Source organism: Luteibacter sp. UNCMF366Tsu5.1 (assembly GCF_900119235.1).
In the GTDB taxonomy this organism is placed as follows: Bacteria; Pseudomonadota; Gammaproteobacteria; order Xanthomonadales; family Rhodanobacteraceae; genus Luteibacter; species Luteibacter flocculans.
This window is the reverse complement of record NZ_FPIS01000001.1, coordinates 1,971,278-1,988,409: the sequence shown is the minus strand read 5'-3', so window position 1 is coordinate 1,988,409 and position 17,132 is coordinate 1,971,278. Positions and strand designations below refer to the sequence as shown.

The window sequence follows — 17,132 nt, the reverse complement described above, 5'->3', positions numbered from 1 at the left end:
TGTCGACAAGCCGTAGCGCCGCATCACGCGGCCAGCGAGACGCCCGCTTCCAGCGCGTCGAAGTAGTCGCGCGTCAGGCGGAGCTGGGTCGCGGCGTCTTCCGCCTTGTTCACCACGTGGCGGAACGCGGCATTCTCGGCGCGGTCCTTCGCGTACCAGCCCAGATGCTTACGCGCGATGCGCACGCCCATCGTCTCGCCGTAGAACGCGTAGAGGTGTTCGAGATGAGGCACCAGAATGTCGCGAACCTCGCGCGGCGTCGGTTCGGGCAGAAAACCGCCCGTTTCCAGATGGTGGGCGATCTCGCGGAAGATCCACGGACGGCCTTGCGCACCGCGGCCGATCATGACGGCGTCGGCACCCGTGATCCGCAGGACCTCGCGCGCCTTCACAGGGTCGACGATGTCGCCATTGGCGAGCACCGGGATCGAGACGCTGGCCTTCACGGCGGCGATGGTGGCGTACTCGGCCTCGCCTTCGTACTTGTCCGCACGCGTGCGGCCGTGCACGGCCAGTGCGGCAATACCCGCGTCCTCCGCGATGCGCGCAATGGTCAGCGCGTTGCGATGATCGCGGTCCCAGCCGGTGCGGATCTTCAGCGTAACCGGCACGTCCACGGCCTTCACCACCGCGTGAAGAATGCGTGCCACCAACGGTTCGTCCTGCAGCAGCGCCGAACCGGACCACACGTTGCAGACCTTTTTCGCCGGGCAACCCATGTTGATGTCGACGATCTGCGCGCCGTTGTCGGCGTTGTACCGGGCCGCTTCCGCCAGCATGCCGGGGTCGTAGCCGGCGATCTGCACACTGACTGGTTCCGGCTCGCCGTCGTGATCCATGCGGCGCAAGGACTTGCGGGTGTTCCAGAGGCGCGGGTCGGCGGTGGTCATCTCGGACACGGCCAACCCGGCCCCCATGCGCTTGCACAGGAGTCGGAACGGCTTGTCGGTGACGCCGGCCATGGGCGCGAGGACCACGGCGGGCGCGATGGCGTAGGGGCCGATGCGCATGCCAGGGATTTTACGCGACGAGCCGCCCGGGGGCGAACGGCGGGCAGTTCAGCGGGGCGGCGTGCCCGCTGCCGGGCGCAGCGCCGCGACGGCTGCGGCGGCGTTCACTTCGAGCACGCCGTGGTTGACGCTGCTCGTGCGCAGCAGGATGTCGTGTGCCGTGCGCGCGTCCAGCCGCGGCGAGATCGACAGCAGCAGCGCGAGAATGCCGCTGACGTGGGCCGTCGCCATCGACGAGCCCGAGCTGAAATCGTAGCCGCCACCCGGCTGGGTGGTGAGTATGTCGTTGCCCGGTGCGCTCACCACGCCGGGCGGTGCGGGCGTGGTGTCGCTGCTGCGGACCACGATGACCCCGGGGGCGCCGTCCGGAAAGCCGCCAGTGTTGCCGCCGGGCGGTAGCGCGGCGACCACGATGCGGCCCTGATCCAGCAATTGCCCCAGCAGCTTGCCGAGCAGCGGATCGGCGGGGCCGCCGAGGCTCAGGTTCACGATGCGGGCGTCGGTGTCGTTCACTGCCGAGAGCGCCTTGGCGAGGGTGAACGAGTTGCAGCGCGCGCCGGCCTTAGGATCGGGATACCAGCACGCCCGGTACGCGCTCAGGTGTGCCTTCGGCGCCATGCCCACCATGCCTTGGTGGTTGTCGCCCACGGCGGCGATGATGCCGGCGACCTCGGTGCCGTGGCGATCGCCGCGCGCGTCATCGCTGCCACCCACCGCATCGCCGCCATCGCGCACGTGTCCCGCGAGGTCGGGATGATGGGCATCGATCCCGGTATCGACGACCGCGACCTGCACGCCGTCGCCCTGGGTCACCTCGTGCGCGAGCGCCGCGTGGGTTTCGACGAAGCCACGTTGCAGGTCGGTATACGGATCGTTGTAGCGGCGGCCGTCCGGCGGGGGATCCTGTCCGTAGACTGCATATTCCTGCAGAGGCTGTGCGAGCTGCACGCGCTGGTCGGCTGCGAGCTTCGCGATCAGCGCATCGCGATCCACGCCCTCGGGCGGATGGACCACCACGCAGTAAAGACCCAGGGCCTTGATGGGCCAGCCGGCCACTTCGCGCATGTCATAGGAGTGTTCCAGCTCGGCCAGGGCCGAGAGCGCGCGCTGGCCGGCGCCGTACGATGCGGCAGGGACGTAGCCGAGCAGGTTGGAGCCCGCGTGGGTGCCTGCGGGTTCGAGCGGGTTGACCACGGCGAGCACGATGTCGCGGCGGCTGTCCATCGCGGCCACGTCGGCGCTTGCGGCTGGCGCGGCGGGGGTGCCGCCGTCCTCCACAGCGGGGCGGATCGGCGCGCAGGCGGTCAGCGCGGAAAACAGCAGCGTCGCGACCAGGAGGGCTCGCGCGTTCATGGCGCTCCGCTGACGGGTTCCGCGAAGCGGATGCCCGGCGTGGCGCGCAGGCGCTGCAAGGTCTGTGCGGTGACCGGCGCCTGGCCGTCGAGCGGTGCCAGCGTATAGGCACCGACGTCGTTCGGTCCGCCCGTCACGCGCAGGTGGAACGTGTGCAGCAAGGCGTTCCAATCGGCCACCTTCATCGTCGCCTGCGGCACCACACGAAGCGAGCCGGCCGCCACCGGGGCGGCATCCTGGCTCAGCGTTCGGTACGCCGCGGGCGGCTGGGCCTCGCCACGCAGCTTCACACCGAGTACGCCGATGCCGACGGCCTGGACGATCACAGCGGCCATCAGGCCGCGTACCAGCCAGCTCGACGACGCACGGCGTCGGGTCACCGGCGGGGCCGCCTCGGAGGCATCGATGCGCGCCAGCAGGCGCGCCAGTCCCGCTTCGGCGTCTACGTCGAGATCCGGTGGCAGGGCCAGGGCCTCGCGCAGGCGTTCCTGTTGGGCGAATTCCTCGCGACATGCGGCGCACCCGGCAAGGTGCATCTTCAACCAGTCGTCCTGTGCCACCGAGGCGTCGCCTCGCAGCACCCACGGCATGGCTTCCCAGGCGCGGGTGCAGTCCCTGCCGACATCCTTTTGGAAGGTCATGGTGCGTTCTCTCTGCGGATGGAATGCTCGCCGGCCAGGCCGGGGAGCACGTTGCGTAACTTGACGCGGGCGTGGAACAGGCGTGCCTTCACGGTGCCCACGGGACATTGCATGATCGTCGCCACGTCTTCGAGCGTGTGCCCGATGCCGTAGACCAGCTCCACCACCACACGCTGGTCGGCAGACAGCCGTTCCAGCCCTTTGCCCAGCCAGTCGCGCATGATCCGATCGTCGTCGGGATCGTGGGACGGCGTGCGATCTTCGGGCAGGGTGTCTTCATCGACCGGCTCGCTGCCGTGCTGGCGCAAGGCCTTGAGGCCGCAGCGGTAGGCAATACCCATAATCCAGGTGGAAACGCGGGAGTCTCCCTGGAACGTCGACGCCTTTTGCCAGGCGATCCAGAAGCAGTCGTTGATCGCTTCCTCGACCACGTCCGCGCGCCGGGTGAGGCGGGCGAGGAAGCGGCACAGCCGCCCGTGGTAGGCGCGATACATGACCGACAGTGCGGCGCGATCGCCCTCGGCCATGCGCCGCAGCAGTTGGCGATCGGTGGCGTCGGCCTCGTTGTCTGCGTTGCTCATGGGCGGGCGATCGTTCGGTGGGGACCGGTGGGTGCTGTGCGGCGGCGAAAAGGTTGCATCCACCGGGAGCCCCGTTAGGCTAGAACGTCCATGACACCGTCGCGATCCAGGGGGAGATATCGGGCTGGAAGTACAGGCGGTCGCGGTGGCTGACGATGTGCGCCAGCTCGACGCGCCAGGGCCCACGGTCCCAGCTCATGCCAAGGTGCCCGTAATAGTAGTGGTTCCTGCGCTCGTAGCCCTTACCGCGCGGCGGCAGCAGTTCCTGGGCCACGCCGAGGCTCGCGCTGGCCGCAAAGCCGTGGGCGAGGGGCCAGCGCAGACCGAGGTCGGCGGCCCCGCGCGGGCGCTGTCCGCCGTAGCGGTCCAGATGGGTTGCGGACACGCCGAGGGTGAGGACGTCGCGATAGATCCAACTGACGCCCAGTTCCGAGCGATCGTAGGTTCTTGCCTGTCCGTGGCCCGGGTAGCGGTAGTAGCTGAGGCTCGACTGCATCTGCCAGTTGCCCGAAAGCACCCACGAACGGGCGATCTGACCGATGACGCCGACGACTCCCCCGGGGCTGCGTGATTGCACGCTGGTCGAGAGCCCGGCCGACCAGCCGCTTGGCGTGCTGACGTGGAGCGCACCCTGCAGGATCGGCCCCGGCTCGGTGATGGCCATGCCGCGGTCCACCAACTGGGAATCCAGCGCAACCGTGCCGCCGACACTGAGCGAATCCACCGGAGCGAACGGCACCGCGGCGCATTCGCCTGCCACGCTGAGCGACGCCCCCGCGAGCACGACCAAACACACGCGCGAGGCCACGCGTGTGCTGCGCCCGGAACGCGGGGCGGCGCGCTGCATGATTCTCCGATCCGGTCGCTGTCAGTGCAGCGTTTGGAGATAGGAGATCAGATCGTCCAACTGCTTGGCGTCGGTGAGGCCGTCATATTTCATTTTTGTGCCAGGGTTCGCCGTCTTCGCGGGTTGCGAGAGATAGGTATGCAACTGTTCGGGCGTCCATGTCCACTGCCGGCTCTTCAGGGCATCGGAATAGGCGTAGTCCGTCACGCTTGCCGATGGCCGACCCACGATACCGAACAAGCTTGGGCCTTTCTTGTTGCGTCCTTCTTTCACGGCGTGGCACTCGGCACACTCGGACTTGAAGACGTCGGCACCGGCCTTGGCGTCCCCGGCATGGGCGGGGGCCCAGGCGGCGACCAGGGTGGCCATCGCCGCGAGGCGGAGGCCATGGCTCATGTTCAACTTCGACACGGAAAGCTTCCTTTTCGGGCTAGAAGGCGATGCTTGCGGAGACGGAGAACGCATTGAGGTCGCCGGCATCGGTGCGCCGTGCGCCCACCGGGGCGAAGAAGATGTCGTTCTCGCGTCCGTTGAAGCGGGTGAAGCGGAACCACGTGGCGGCAAGCTTGAGGTTCGCGATGGAGGTGTACGAGTTGTCCTTGCCGAACGGTGTCCAGTAAACGCTGATGAGGTTGGTGGTGGTGTCCGGATCGCCCGACGGCCCGTAGCGCACCGGATCGCGCGAACCCGTGCTCTTGAAGTGGGTCAGCGTGACGCCGTAGCTCTGCTTGAACGTGTAGGTCACGCTCATGGTCTGGTCGTGTACGTTGCCGCGGTCGCGCGCGGCGATGCCGCCGACGATCGGCGCGCTACCGTAGTCTCGCTTCTCCAGGATGTTGACGTAGGCAAGCTGCACAATGTGCTCGCGGTTGCCCAGGTACTGGTAGGTCAGGTCGTAGCCGAGGTCGGTCAGATCGTCCGTCGGGCCGGAGCGCGGCAGTTGCCGCCGTGTCGTCAGGGCGACCACCCCCGCCGAGAAAAACTGCCGCTTCATGTCTTTCATATAGGCAAAGCGCGCATAGCCCGTATCGCTCAGACGGCCCGGATCGCCATTGATGTTGTAACCGAGGTGGTCCTGCTGCGAAGTCGGCAGCGAACGGTAGCTGCCCAGTTCGCCGTACCAGTTCGAGTCGTAGAGCGCGTACACGCTTGCGCCGATGACGCGATTGGCGAGCGAATTGGGGCTCGACGGGTTGAGCAGCGAGCCGGTGACGCCGGCCGGGCCGAGAAAGCTCGCCGAGGGCAGGGCGCCTATGGGATCGTTGAATCCCGGGCTGTTGTTTACGCTCACGCCCAGCAGCAGCTCCTTGCCGACGAGCTTCAGCTCCTTGGCGACGAAGCGCAGATCGAGATTGCTCAGTTTCGTGTTGTAGGTGTTGTGGCCGCTGTGATCGGCTTCGATCTTCACGAAACCGCCGACCTGATCGGTCAGACGCCCTGCGAGATAGAGGTCGCCCTCGGTCAGTTGCGTGGTGCTGTCGCCGCGCGCGGGCGCGTTATGGGTCTCGGTCAGTTGCATCGACAGCGGAATCTTCGTGCCCTGGCCGTCGGTATCGGTATAGCCGCCCAACTTGAAGCGCATGCCGTACGGGGTCAGTGCAGGTCCGTATGAGCCGGCATGGCAGTCTGCGCATGCCGCGCCGGTCTGTCGCGCATAGGCGGGAATCGCCTGCGCCGCCGTGCTGGCGAGGAACAGGAGCAGGGCGAGGCTGCCAAGGAGAAACAACGTCGGTGGCCTTCGCGTCGCGCGGCGGTTCGTTAGCGGCAGCATGGGGGACTCCTTTTTCCTTTGTCGTTCGTACTCAACGGGGTGGAGCGGCGTCGTTTCGGTCGCGCCGTCGCGGCAACATCATTCGGAGCGTGTGGTCGCGCAGCACGAGGTGATGCCAGAGCGCGGCGGCCACGTGCAGGCTCACGAGCACCAGCAGCGCCCAGGCGGCGTTCACGTGCCACATCTGCAAGGTGTCGGCGAGGTCTTCGTCTTCGCCGACCAACGGCGGTAGCGTGAGGCCGAAGAAATGCACGGGTGTGCCAGCCGCGCTCGACATCGCCCATCCGAGCAGCGGCTGGGCGAGCAGCAAGGCGTAGAGCGCGACATGGGTCAGCCCCGCCATCACCCGCACAACGCGCGAATGCCGCCCGCCGGGCGCTAGCCGGCGATGGCGTACGCGCAGCGCGATGCGTGCGGCGAAGAGCAACAGCACCAGCAAGCCGACGTGCCGATGGCCTTCCAGCAGCCATTGCCGCAGCGCCCGGCCGTCGAGTTCGTCGCGCAGCAGGATGAGGGCTGCGGCGAGCACCACGCACAAGGCGGTGAGCCAATGCAGGACCACCAGCTTGCGCGGGCGGGTCGGTACCGCCTCGTCGTTCTCAACCGCCATGCGTCCGCCCTCGTCGTACCCGTGCGTGAGTCCCCGTGCCGCCTGCCTCCCTGGGAGGCAACGGCCGTGTCCGCTTGTGTGCCGCCCTTGGCGAAAAAGGTTGTGTGGCGGCGAAGCAACCTTTGTCGGCTGCTTGCGGCACTCAACCGCGAACCCGCCGTAACGGGCACAGTCGGGCGCCACACCATGCACATCGAACCGATACCTCTCCAGACGCACGGCGACAGTCGCGGCATGCTCGTGTCGCTGGAGCAGGAAAGAAACGTGCCGTTTCCGATCCGCCGCGTTTACTACCTTTTCGCGACAAGCCGTGACGTGCATCGCGGCATGCACGCACATCGCCGGCTGAACCAGCTCGCGGTCGCCGTGCGCGGTAGCGTCACGTTTCTGCTCGATGACGGTTCCGGCCCGACCGAGGTCACGTTGGACGATCCGGCGCAGGGTCTGCTGCTCGGCAGCATGGTCTGGCGTGATCTCTACGCGTTCAGCGACGACTGCGTGCTGATGGTGTTGGCGGACCAGCTCTATGACCCGGCCGACTACATCACCGACTACGACGAGTTCCTGCGCGAGGTGCGCGGCGTCCCCCGCGTCGAGGGCACGGTGGCATGGTGAGCACGCTCGTACCGGTGCCGTTTCTCGACTTGGCGGAGGCCAATGCCGCGCATGCCGACGAACTAAAGGCAGCCACGGCGCGGGTCATCGACTCCGGCCGCTACATCATGGGCGACGAACTCGAGGCGTTCGAAAGCGAATTTGCGGCGTGGTGCGGCGTTCGCCATGCGATCGGGGTGGGGAACGGGCTGGATGCGCTCACGCTGATCCTTCGCGCCTATATCGAGCTTGGTGCGCTGGACGAAGGCGACGAGGTGATCGTTCCGGCCAACACCTTCATCGCCAGCTTTCTCGCGATCAGCGCAAACCGGCTTGTGCCGGTGCCGGTGGAGCCCGACGAGGGCACATTCAATCTCGACCCGTTACGCATCGAGGCGGCGATCGGGCCGCGAACGCGCGCGATCATGGCTGTGCATCTATACGGACGCCTCGCCGACATGCCGGCAATCGCTGCGATCGCTCGCCGCCATAACCTGTTGCTGATCGAGGATGCAGCACAGGCCCACGGCGCGGCACTCGACGGCCGGAAGGCGGGATCGTTCGGCGATGCTGCGGGCTTCAGTTTCTATCCGGGCAAGAACCTCGGCGCGCTGGGCGATGCCGGTGCGGTGGTAACGGACGACGACGTGCTCGCGAGCACCGTGCTCGCCCTGCGCAACTACGGTTCGACGGAGAAGTACCGCCACGCACAGGAAGGCGTCAACTCGCGCCTCGACGAGATGCAGGCGGCCATGCTGCGCGTAAAGCTGCGCCACCTGGACGCCGCCAACGCGGCACGCCGACGGATAGCCGCCCGCTACAGCGCGGCCATCGTCCATCCGTCGATACAGCTGCCGGATGCAGGCGACGAGGGCACCCACGTGTGGCACCTGTTCGTTGTGCGCAGCGCGCAACGTGACGCGCTGCGCGAGCACCTGTCCGCCCATGGTGTGGGCACGCTGGTGCACTACCCGATCCCTCCGCATCGTCAGCAGGCGTATCGCACGTTTCGTCATCTGGCGCTGCCGATTACCGAGCGCCTCCATGCCGAGGTGCTCAGCCTGCCCATGGCACCTTATCTGGATGACGAGCGGGTGGCCCGTGTGGTGGATGCCTGCCTGCGTTTCGGTGCGCCATGAGTTTCGCGCGGAGCGGAGCGTATGCCGCGGCGGGTACCGCCGCGCGCCTGTTGGCGGCGCTCGTGGTCGTCAAGCTGGTGGCCTTCTTCGCCGGCCCTGAAGGCGTAGGGCGTCTCGGTCAGTTCACCAGCCTGATGTCCCTGCTCGCGGTATTCGCGGGCGGCGGCATCGGTTCGGCGGTGGTGAAGTATGTCGCTGAATACCGTGACGATGCACCGCGACTCGCCCGGTTGCTGGGTGCCGCACTCTGGTACGCGCTCGCGGCGTCGTGCGTCATGGGCCTGGCGACGTGGTGTTTCAGCCGACAGATCGCCGGATGGCTGCTGGGCGACGAAGCCTATGCGAGCCTGATCCGCGTACTTGCGGTGGCGCAGGTCGGGATCGCGGTCGTCAACTACGTGCTCGCGGTGATCAACGGTTTCATGGATGCGCGACGGCTGGCGATCATCCAGGTGGCGGGCTCGGCACTGGCGATGCTCGTGTCGATCGGCCTTTCTCGCTGGCTGCATCTGTACGGTGCGCTGCTCTCCCTCGTGCTGGGCCAGGCGCTCTGGTTGCTCGTCGGCATCCCGGCGTGGTGGCGGAGCCCGTACTTCCGTCGCGGCATGCTGCGCCTGCGCTTCGATCGCGAGATGACAGCGCGTCTGGCGGCATTCTCCACCATGACCTTGACCTCGGCGCTGGTGCCGCCGCTGGTAAACATCGCGGTGCGCGATCACCTTGCCGCCCGCTTCGGCTGGGAGCAGGTCGGGTATTGGCAGGCGGTGACGCGGGTGTCCGATGCGTACCTCCTGTTCCTGATCACAGCGATCAATATGCATTACCTGCCGCGGCTTGCGGCGACGCGGGGCAAGGCGCCCCTGCTTGCCGAGTTCCGCCAGGCCTACCGGTTTCTGCTGCCAGCGGCAGCCATCGCGGCGGCCCTCGTCTACCTGCTGCGTGACGTGGTCACGCGCGTGCTGTTCAGTGCCGACTTCTCCGCCGCCGATGCGCTCTACGCGCCGCAGCTCATCGGTGACGTGTTGAAGATCGCCTCGTTCGTGCTGGCCTATCTGATGCTCGCCAAGGCCATGACCCGGCTGTTCATCGTGTCGGAACTGATCTTTGCCGCGAGCTACTTCGTGCTGGTGGTGGTGTTCACCGCGCACTTCGGCGTGGTCGGCGCGATGTATGCGTTCGCCACGAACTACGCCTGCTATTTCCTGTTCAACCTCGCGGTGGCACGGCGCTACCTGGGAGCACTGCCGACATGAATGGGCCCGCTTCCACCGTCCTCCCCGCAACGATGCCGCTGGTCTCCGTGCTCGTGCCTGCCTACAACCACGAGGCCTATGTGCAGCGCTGCCTCGACAGCATCCTCGACGATCCGTATCCGGCGAAGGAGATCGTCATCATCGACGACGGCTCCACGGATCGTACGGCGCAGCGCATCGAGGAGTGGCTGACTCAGCACCGGCACGAGATCGCGGTGGAATACGTCAGCCGCGAGAACAAGGGCATCGCGGCGACACTCAACGAACTCGCCGCCCGAGCGCATGGCGAATTCCTGCGCATCGGCGCCAGCGACGATTACCTGCTTCCGGGCGGCTCGGAAGCGTTGGTCCAGTATCTGCTCGACCATCCAGCGAAAGGCGCGGCCATCGGCGATTGCATCGTCGTCGATCGCGACGGTGCGAAGCTGCTCGACAGCGGCATGTGCGACCTGCACGGTGCGGACAAACGGCTGTATCGATCGGACCAGGGCATTCGGCGCGCGGTGATCAGCCATTGGGCCGTCGGCGGTCCGGTGACGATGCTGCGGAAGGACGCCCTGGAAACCGTGGCGCGATGGACCGAAGGCTTGCGCATCGACGACTGGGACCTGTTCCTGCGCCTGGCAGCGCGCGACGCGATCGGCTTCATCGACGTCAAGGTGTGTGCGTACCGCCTGCACGGGGCGAACTTCAGCAAGACGCGCCACGCCGCTACGCGCATCGTCAACCTGACCGAGGCGCGGGAAGTGGCCTTGCGTCGCGTGTGCATGTTCGCGGAGCCGGAGCGCACGCTGCTCCGCGCCGAAGCCTGCCGCATCGGCGCGAAGATCGCCTATCTGCAGGGACGGGCCGGCCGTGTCGCCGTCCATATGGCGGCCTATCTCGCGCTGCTCGTGCTCGCGAAGATGCGGCCCATGCATGCCCGCCCGCGGGTGGGGCAGGCATGAACGGATGGCTTCGCCGGCCATCGACCTATCTGTGCCTGCCGCTCCTGCTGGCCAGTGGCGTCACGCTGCTCACGTATGACCTGCCGCCCGGTTACGGGCAGGGCATCGTGTTGCTCGTCATGGCCGCCGCCGCGATCCTGGCGGTAGATGTCGTGCTGGGGACGCGCCTTCCTGCGCCGGAACGCTTCCGCGAACGGCGCTATGCCGGTACCCGCGAGGGCTTCGTGGCGCTGGCGTTCGCTGCAGTCGTGATCGTGTTCTGCCTGCTGGACCTGGCGCTATACCCCATTCCGCTGATCGTCGACCCCTCGTCGTACGCGTCGCTTGAGCCGTGCAGGGAACATCTTCGACACATTTCGGATATGTGCTGGACGTTGCCGGTCATCGGCCTGCTGTGCGTGCGGCAACCGCTGCCGCGGCACCTGCTGATCGCGTTCGGGCTGATCTTTCCGGTGCTGGTGGTGGATCGCAACCGGATCTTCGCCGGATTGTTTTCCATCGCCTTCGTGCTTGCATTCCGTCGTGACGTCGCCAAGCCGTTGCCGTGGAAGGCCATCACGGCGCTTGGCGTGCTCGGTTGCGTGGTGTTCTCCGTACTGGGCACCTTGCGCTCGGGTTCGATCGAAAACGTGACGCTGCCGTTCGGCGATCTTTACCGCGCGGCGCCGCAAGGGGTGAAGTGGCTGCTGCTGTACGTGAGCGCGGGGCCGTACAACTTCGGCGCCATGCTCGCCAAGCACTACACGAACAGCGCCTTTCTCATGCACCAGCTGATCCCCGGCAGCGGCCCGCTGCTCACGGGGCAGACGGATATCCCGCTCGACGCGCCGAACATCAACGTCGGTACGGAATACCTGCCGTTCCTGATGGCCTGGGGTGCGGCCGGCGCGCTGACGTCCATGGCGGCGGCCTATGCCTTGCTCCTCTGGTGCGTACGGCGCCTGCATCCGCGCGTATCGCTATTCGGGCTGCTGATGTTCCTGCGCATCGCCTACGTCTCGGTGATGTCGCCCTTTGCCCCGCAGATCTTCATTGCAATGAACGTGGGCTTCCTCGGCCTGTGTCTTCTTCTGCAATTGCTGGCCGGCCTTCTACCGAACCGGCGCGACACGCCCGTCTCTTCCCCTGTACCCGACGAGTTTCCCGCATGGCCAACGACGACGAAATCTACCTGATCGACATGTGGCGCATCGTCACCCGCGAATGGCGCTGGTTTGTCGGCGTGGCGGCGCTGGTGTTGCTTGCCACGTTCGCCTGGTTGCACACCGTGCGCAGCCAGTGGGAAGCGACGGCGTGGATCCAGGTCGGCCAGGTCGGCGCGGCGCCTTCCGGGCAGGACCCGAAGATCGAGGCGTTCTCGCGCGCACTCGAGCGGCTGGATACGCGTACCTTCCGCGACGAGGTGCTGAGGCGTGTCGGCGTGCCGCTGGACGCGCCGGAAGCTGTGCTCTACCGGCGCAGCATGAAGGTGGAGCCGATGCCGTACGCCAACCTCATGAAGGTTCGGCTGCGGGCTTACAGCGCCGAGGACGCGAAGCAGCTTGCGTCGGCCACGGCAGATACCTTGCATGGGCTGCATGCACGGATCGGTGCCGTGCCGATGGCGCTTGCGCGCGAGCGGATGGTCGAGCTGGATCGCGATCTCAGCGAGGCCCAGGCCGACCGCGAGCACCTGGCGCACGAAGCCAAAGGCGGTGGTGCCGAGGCGGCGCTTGCCGGCGTGGCCCTGGCGAGCCGCAACGAGGACATCCGCGCGTTGGAACAGGTCCGCAGCGACCTGGCGAACCGGCTGCTGCCGAACTACACCTTCGAGACCTCGATGCCGTGGCCGGTCAGCGTGCCGGACGACCGCGCCTTTCCAAACGCGCCGCTGACCGCGGGCTTGGGCGGCCTGGCCGCGCTGTTCATGGCCTCGCTGGCTGCTGTGGCGCGACACGCCCTGCGCCGCCGTCCGCGACGTGCCGCGGCGATGCTTCACGCGGCGTGATTCAACCGAATGGCCGTTCGGCGACACCTACGGTGTGTGCCGGTCACGCGCCGTCGGTGCGGCGGCCATGGAGACGACATGAACGGGCAAATGCAGATTGATCCGCTGGCGCGACGCCAGCACACGATATCGCCGGATACGCCGCCGGCATTCGACGAAGCGCGTCTGCTCGACACGCAGCGCGCTTTCGATAGCGTGGCGGCCGACTACGACGGCCCTCGCGGCAACAACGAGCTGATCCAGCGCATGCGCGGCACGCTGTGGCAGGCGGTCGCGCGCGAACTGCCGGTGGGCTCGCGGCTGCTGGACCTGGGCTGCGGCACGGGGCTCGACGCGGCGGAGTTCGCCCAGCGCGGCTACCACGTGGTGGCAAGCGACTGGTCCCCGGAAATGGTCGAGCGCACCCGTGACCGCGCCGTCGCTGAGCGGCTGACGCCCCGGCTCAGTGCCGTCCACCTCGGCGTGCAGCAGTTGCACCTGCTCGGCGGTCGCTTCGACGGCATCTATTCCAATTTCGGGCCGCTCAACTGCGCGCCGGACCTGGGTGCGGTCGCGCAGGAGTGCGCGCGACTCCTGCGCCCTGGCGGCACGCTCGTGTTCTCGGTCATGGGTCGGATCTGCCCGTGGGAAGTGGCGCACTACGCGCTGCGCCGCCGCTTCGGTCGCGCGGGTGTGCGTTTCGGACGGGGCGTGCAGTCGGTGGGCATGAACGGCCACACGATCTGGACCTGGTACTACCTCCCGCGCGAGTTCTACGCCGCGTTCGAGTCGCACTTCACGCTGGACAGCTATCGCGCGTTGAGCCTGTTCCTTCCGCCGCCGTACATGGTCGACCGCTACCGTCGGCGACCAGCGCGCTACGAGCGCCTTGGCCGGCTCGACGACCGCTTCGGCGGCCTTCCCGGCCTGCGCGACATGGGTGACCACTTTCTCATCGTGATGCATCGGCGCTGAGCATGCGCGGCGACGATGCCAGCATGGCCGTGACGCTCGGCGGTGTCACCCTGGTCGACGGCGGTGGACGGCAGCGCGCGCCGCTGCATCTGCGCGGCGGAACGATCGCCGCACAGGGCACGACCCACGATTTCCGCTTGGACCTGCGCGATCACCTGGTTTTCCCTGGGCTCGTCAACGCGCACGAGCATCTTCAGGTGAACAACGTCCCGCCGCTGCCTGGCGAGCGCACGTTCCCCCATGCCTATGCCTGGATCGATGCGTTCCAGGCGCACTTCGCAGAGCCGGCAGTCGTGGAAGCGCTGGCCGTGCCGAAGGCGCAACGCATGCGGCACGGTGCCTTGAAGAATCTGCTCGCCGGCGCGACCTTCGTGGTGCACCACGATCCGTGGCATGCGGCACTCGATGCGGCGGACTTTCCGGTCACCCTGCTGCGCGGGCATGGCTGGAGCTACACATTGAACGGGCCGGATTATGGTCCGCCCGTCGAGCAATCCTTCGCCGCGACACCCCCGGATCGCCCGTGGATGATCCACCTGGCCGAAGGCACCGATGCGATCGCCGCAGCGGAACTGGGCGAACTGGACCGACGCGGCTGCCTCGCTGCCAACAGCGTACTCGTGCACGGCGTTGGCCTTCGCGAGCAGGACATCGAGCGCGTGCTTGCGGTCGGTGCTGCCGTTGTCTGGTGTCCGGGCAGCAATCGTCGGCTGCTGGGGCGCTCCCTCGATCCTCGCCGACTGCATGCCGCCGGACGGCTTGCCGTGGGAAGCGACTCGCGGCTCAGCGGCGAGCGCGACCTGTTGGAAGAGTTACGCCTGGCACGGCAACGCCGTGATCTGGATGCGGCGAGCCTGCTAGCCCTGGCGACCACGCACGCGGCACGCATTCTTCGTCTGGCCGACCGCGGCTCGCTCGCGGTCGGCAATGTCGCCGATCTCGTCATCGTGCGCGACCGCGGTGGCGATGCCGCCGGCAACCTCGTCGGCCAGTCACGTGCCGACCTGCGCGCCGTGATCCGCAACGGCGTACCACGGGTCGCGGATCCCGACTTCGCCGACTGGTTCGCCGCGGCGGGCATCGACACCGTGATGGCTACGCTCGATGGCACGACGAAGCTGCTTGCAAGCGATCTCGCCGATCCGGCGCTCCTGGCGATGGAGCCAGGGCTCATCGCGGTCGGCGACGCACATACGAAACATTCCACAGAGCGTGTCGCATGAACAGCGTACCCATCCTGGCGCCCGCCGAGGCGTATGCGCTGTGGGCGGCCGACTATCCGGCGTATGCACACAATCCGGTGATGCAGGCCGAGGAACGCGCCATGCTCGCCCTGCTGCCGACGAACCTGCAGGGTCTGTCGATCCTGGATGCCGGCTGTGGCAGCGGTCGCTACATCCATCACGCTCTCGCGCGCGACGCCGCTCGGGTACTGGGCGTGGATCTCTCGGACGCGATGCTGGCGCGCGCCACCGAAGCGCTCGGCGATGCAGCGCACGTCGGCCTGATGCAGGGCAGCCTCGACGCATTGCCGCTGACGAACGACGTAGCCGACCTGACGCTGTGCGGGCTGACGATCGGCCATCTGGAGCACCTCGAACCGGCGCTCGGCGAGCTGTGTCGCGTGACCAAGCTCGGCGGCACGATCCTGTGCAGCGATGTGCATCCCACCGGCCATGCGTTGGGCTGGCTGCGCGACTTCAAGGCGGGTGGTCGCCGTTACGCGGCGCGTCACACGCCCCATCTCTACAGCCACTGGCATGCGGCCTGCGCGCGTCTCGGTCTCGCGATCGAGCGAGTGGTCGAGCCGATGCTCGATCCCGCCGATATTCCCGACGGGGCGCGTTTCGACGCCAGCGCGTTGCATGTGCCGGTGGCGCTTGTCTTCCGTCTGCGCCGCATCGATGGCGCTTCGCCCGCGGGTCTCCCATGACGCATTCCCCGAACACCTTGCTGGTCAATCCGACCATCACCTCGCGCGCCAGCGCGCGTTTTCCGCTGTCGTTGCTGCATCTTTCGGCGGCGCTCGATCGCACGGGTACGAGCCAGATCGTGGATGGCAATGTGGATCGCGACATCGTCGACGCGACGCTGCGTGCGCTCGATCAGCGTCGCTTCGACGCGGTCGGCATCAGTGTGATGGGCGGGCCGCAGATGGCGCCGTCGATCGAGGTGTCGAACGCCATACGAGAACGCCACCCGCATCTGCCGATCGTGTGGGGCGGGTACTTTCCGACCCTTTACACGGATACCGCGCTGTCCGCGCCGTATGTCGACTACGCCATTCGCGGGCAGGGTGAGGAAAGCCTGCCGGAGTTGCTGGCTGCGCTCGGCCGCGGCGAGACGGATCTCTCGCGCATCGGCGGGCTGTCGTGGAAGCGCGACGGCGCCGTGGTCCACAATCCCAACAGGCGCTTCTCGCTGGGCGATAGCGGCATCGTGCTGCCTTACGACAAGCTGGGCGACCCGCGCCGTTATCTGGCGCCCACGTTCCTCGGACGACGCACGGCGGCCCATCAGGCGGCCATCGGCTGCCGTTTCCGCTGCACGTTCTGCGGTGTGGCGGCGATGTTCGGTGGCACGACGGCGCTGCCGACCGTGGCGAGGCTCGAACGCGACCTGGGTTATCTGAAGCACACGCTGGGCGCGGATTCCATCCAGTTCTTCGACCACAACTTCTTCGATCGCGAGGAAGACATGGTGCCGCTGCTGGAGGTGATGGCGAAGCTGGAACTGCCGTGGTGGTGCTATGCGCGTTCCGACGCGCTGCTCAAGCTATCGGAGAGTTCCTGGAAACTGGTGCGCAAGAGCCGTCTGCGCATGGCTTACATCGGTGCCGAGTCGCCGAGCGGCGCGATGCTGAAGGAAATCCGCAAGGGCACGCGCCCCGACCAGACGCTGGAGGTGGCCGAGCTTTGTCGTCGCCACGGTGTGATTCCCGAACTGTCGTTCATGGTCGCGCCGCCCGAGAACACGGAGGCGGAGACGCTGCAGACCTTCGAGTTCATCCGTGAATTGAAGAAGATCAATCCGCAGTCGGAAATCATCGTGTACATCTATACGCCGCTACCCGAGAGCAGCCGGCACGAGAAGGATCGCGGCAAGCGGCCGTCCACGCCCCTGCGCGACCTGCATGGCGATCCGGTGGTGTTTCCCACCACACCGGAAGAATGGACCGAGAAACGCTGGGTCGACTACGCCTGCCACGCCGATGCGCCCTGGTTGAGCGACGATCTGCGCCGGCACATACAGGATTTCGTGACGGTGCTGCGTTGTCGCTTTCCGACCGTGCAGGATCTGCGGTCGCCGCCGTGGGCCAAGCGCGGCCTGAGCGCCATGGCGGCATGGCGCTATCGCCGCCGTCGTTACGACAAGCCGTGGGAACTGAATCTCGCCAACCGGCTGGTGCGCCTGCGGCTGCCGCAGGTGTCCGGGCTCTAGGCGC

At 67.1% G+C, this 17,132-nt stretch carries 18 protein-coding genes; 10 read left to right on the top strand and 8 right to left on the bottom strand.

Annotated elements, in window-relative coordinates; translation table 11 throughout:
* Positions 1 to 23 precede the first annotated feature (23 nt).
* The 8 genes from dusB to BT115_RS08855 all read right to left on the bottom strand — a co-directional run bounded on the left by dusB (position 24) and on the right by BT115_RS08855 (position 6,813).
* On the bottom strand, positions 24 to 1,010 hold the full coding sequence (gene dusB / locus BT115_RS08890; protein ID WP_072322083.1) for a tRNA dihydrouridine synthase DusB: 987 nt from the start codon (positions 1,008 to 1,010) through the stop codon (positions 24 to 26).
* 48 nt (positions 1,011 to 1,058) lie between these two features.
* Complete coding sequence (locus BT115_RS08885) at positions 1,059 to 2,363, bottom strand: S8 family serine peptidase (protein WP_072322082.1); 1,305 nt, start codon at positions 2,361 to 2,363, stop codon at positions 1,059 to 1,061.
* Positions 2,360 to 3,004, bottom strand: coding sequence for an anti-sigma factor family protein (locus BT115_RS08880; RefSeq protein ID WP_072322081.1), 645 nt, complete (start codon positions 3,002 to 3,004; stop codon positions 2,360 to 2,362). The genes BT115_RS08885 and BT115_RS08880 overlap by 4 nt, the downstream gene beginning before the upstream one ends.
* Positions 3,001 to 3,585, bottom strand: a complete 585-nt coding sequence (locus BT115_RS08875; RefSeq protein WP_072322080.1) for an RNA polymerase sigma factor — start codon at positions 3,583 to 3,585, stop codon at positions 3,001 to 3,003. Before BT115_RS08875 ends, BT115_RS08880 begins: the two co-directional genes overlap by 4 nt.
* A 79-nt stretch (positions 3,586 to 3,664) precedes the next feature.
* Positions 3,665 to 4,432, bottom strand: coding sequence for a hypothetical protein (locus BT115_RS08870; protein WP_072322079.1), 768 nt, complete (start codon positions 4,430 to 4,432; stop codon positions 3,665 to 3,667).
* Between the two features lie 21 nt (positions 4,433 to 4,453).
* On the bottom strand, positions 4,454 to 4,828 hold the full coding sequence (locus BT115_RS08865; protein ID WP_072322330.1) for a c-type cytochrome: 375 nt from the start codon (positions 4,826 to 4,828) through the stop codon (positions 4,454 to 4,456).
* 34 nt (positions 4,829 to 4,862) lie between these two features.
* Positions 4,863 to 6,203, bottom strand: coding sequence for a cytochrome C (locus BT115_RS08860; protein WP_072322078.1), 1,341 nt, complete (start codon positions 6,201 to 6,203; stop codon positions 4,863 to 4,865).
* Between the two features lie 31 nt (positions 6,204 to 6,234).
* Entirely contained in the window at positions 6,235 to 6,813 is a 579-nt protein-coding gene (locus tag BT115_RS08855) for a cytochrome b (RefSeq protein ID WP_072322077.1), read from the bottom strand.
* A 186-nt stretch (positions 6,814 to 6,999) separates the two neighbouring features.
* Between BT115_RS08855 and BT115_RS08850 the strand changes: the two genes are divergently transcribed.
* The 10 genes from BT115_RS08850 (at position 7,000) to BT115_RS08805 (ending at position 17,128) form a co-directional block, all read left to right on the top strand.
* On the top strand, positions 7,000 to 7,428 hold the full coding sequence (locus BT115_RS08850) for a sugar 3,4-ketoisomerase (RefSeq protein ID WP_072322076.1): 429 nt from the start codon (positions 7,000 to 7,002) through the stop codon (positions 7,426 to 7,428).
* Positions 7,422 to 8,546: a DegT/DnrJ/EryC1/StrS family aminotransferase gene (locus BT115_RS08845; protein WP_072322075.1), complete on the top strand. Its 1,125-nt coding sequence runs from the start codon at positions 7,422 to 7,424 to the stop codon at positions 8,544 to 8,546. The genes BT115_RS08850 and BT115_RS08845 overlap by 7 nt, the downstream gene beginning before the upstream one ends.
* Positions 8,543 to 9,799, top strand: coding sequence for an O-antigen translocase (locus BT115_RS08840; protein WP_072322074.1), 1,257 nt, complete (start codon positions 8,543 to 8,545; stop codon positions 9,797 to 9,799). The genes BT115_RS08845 and BT115_RS08840 overlap by 4 nt, the downstream gene beginning before the upstream one ends.
* The gene (locus tag BT115_RS08835) at positions 9,796 to 10,746 is read left to right on the top strand and encodes a glycosyltransferase family 2 protein (RefSeq protein ID WP_072322073.1); all 951 of its coding nucleotides are present in this window, start codon (positions 9,796 to 9,798) and stop codon (positions 10,744 to 10,746) included. The genes BT115_RS08840 and BT115_RS08835 overlap by 4 nt, the downstream gene beginning before the upstream one ends.
* Entirely contained in the window at positions 10,743 to 11,921 is a 1,179-nt protein-coding gene (locus BT115_RS08830; RefSeq protein ID WP_072322072.1) for an oligosaccharide repeat unit polymerase, read from the top strand. The genes BT115_RS08835 and BT115_RS08830 overlap by 4 nt, the downstream gene beginning before the upstream one ends.
* Complete coding sequence (locus BT115_RS08825) at positions 11,894 to 12,733, top strand: Wzz/FepE/Etk N-terminal domain-containing protein (protein WP_072322071.1); 840 nt, start codon at positions 11,894 to 11,896, stop codon at positions 12,731 to 12,733. Before BT115_RS08830 ends, BT115_RS08825 begins: the two co-directional genes overlap by 28 nt.
* A 78-nt stretch (positions 12,734 to 12,811) precedes the next feature.
* Positions 12,812 to 13,687 (top strand): class I SAM-dependent methyltransferase, encoded by an 876-nt coding sequence (locus BT115_RS08820; protein WP_255369373.1) that lies wholly within the window; start codon positions 12,812 to 12,814, stop codon positions 13,685 to 13,687.
* A gap of 23 nt (positions 13,688 to 13,710) precedes the next feature.
* A complete protein-coding gene (locus BT115_RS08815) occupies positions 13,711 to 14,910 on the top strand; it encodes an amidohydrolase family protein (RefSeq protein ID WP_255369396.1) in 1,200 nt (399 codons plus the stop codon).
* Positions 14,907 to 15,620, top strand: coding sequence for a class I SAM-dependent methyltransferase (locus BT115_RS08810; protein WP_072322069.1), 714 nt, complete (start codon positions 14,907 to 14,909; stop codon positions 15,618 to 15,620). Before BT115_RS08815 ends, BT115_RS08810 begins: the two co-directional genes overlap by 4 nt.
* Positions 15,617 to 17,128 carry a B12-binding domain-containing radical SAM protein gene (locus BT115_RS08805; RefSeq protein WP_072322068.1) on the top strand — a complete coding sequence of 504 codons (1,512 nt, stop codon included), beginning with the start codon at positions 15,617 to 15,619 and terminating at the stop codon, positions 17,126 to 17,128. Before BT115_RS08810 ends, BT115_RS08805 begins: the two co-directional genes overlap by 4 nt.
* Positions 17,129 to 17,132 lie beyond the last annotated feature (4 nt).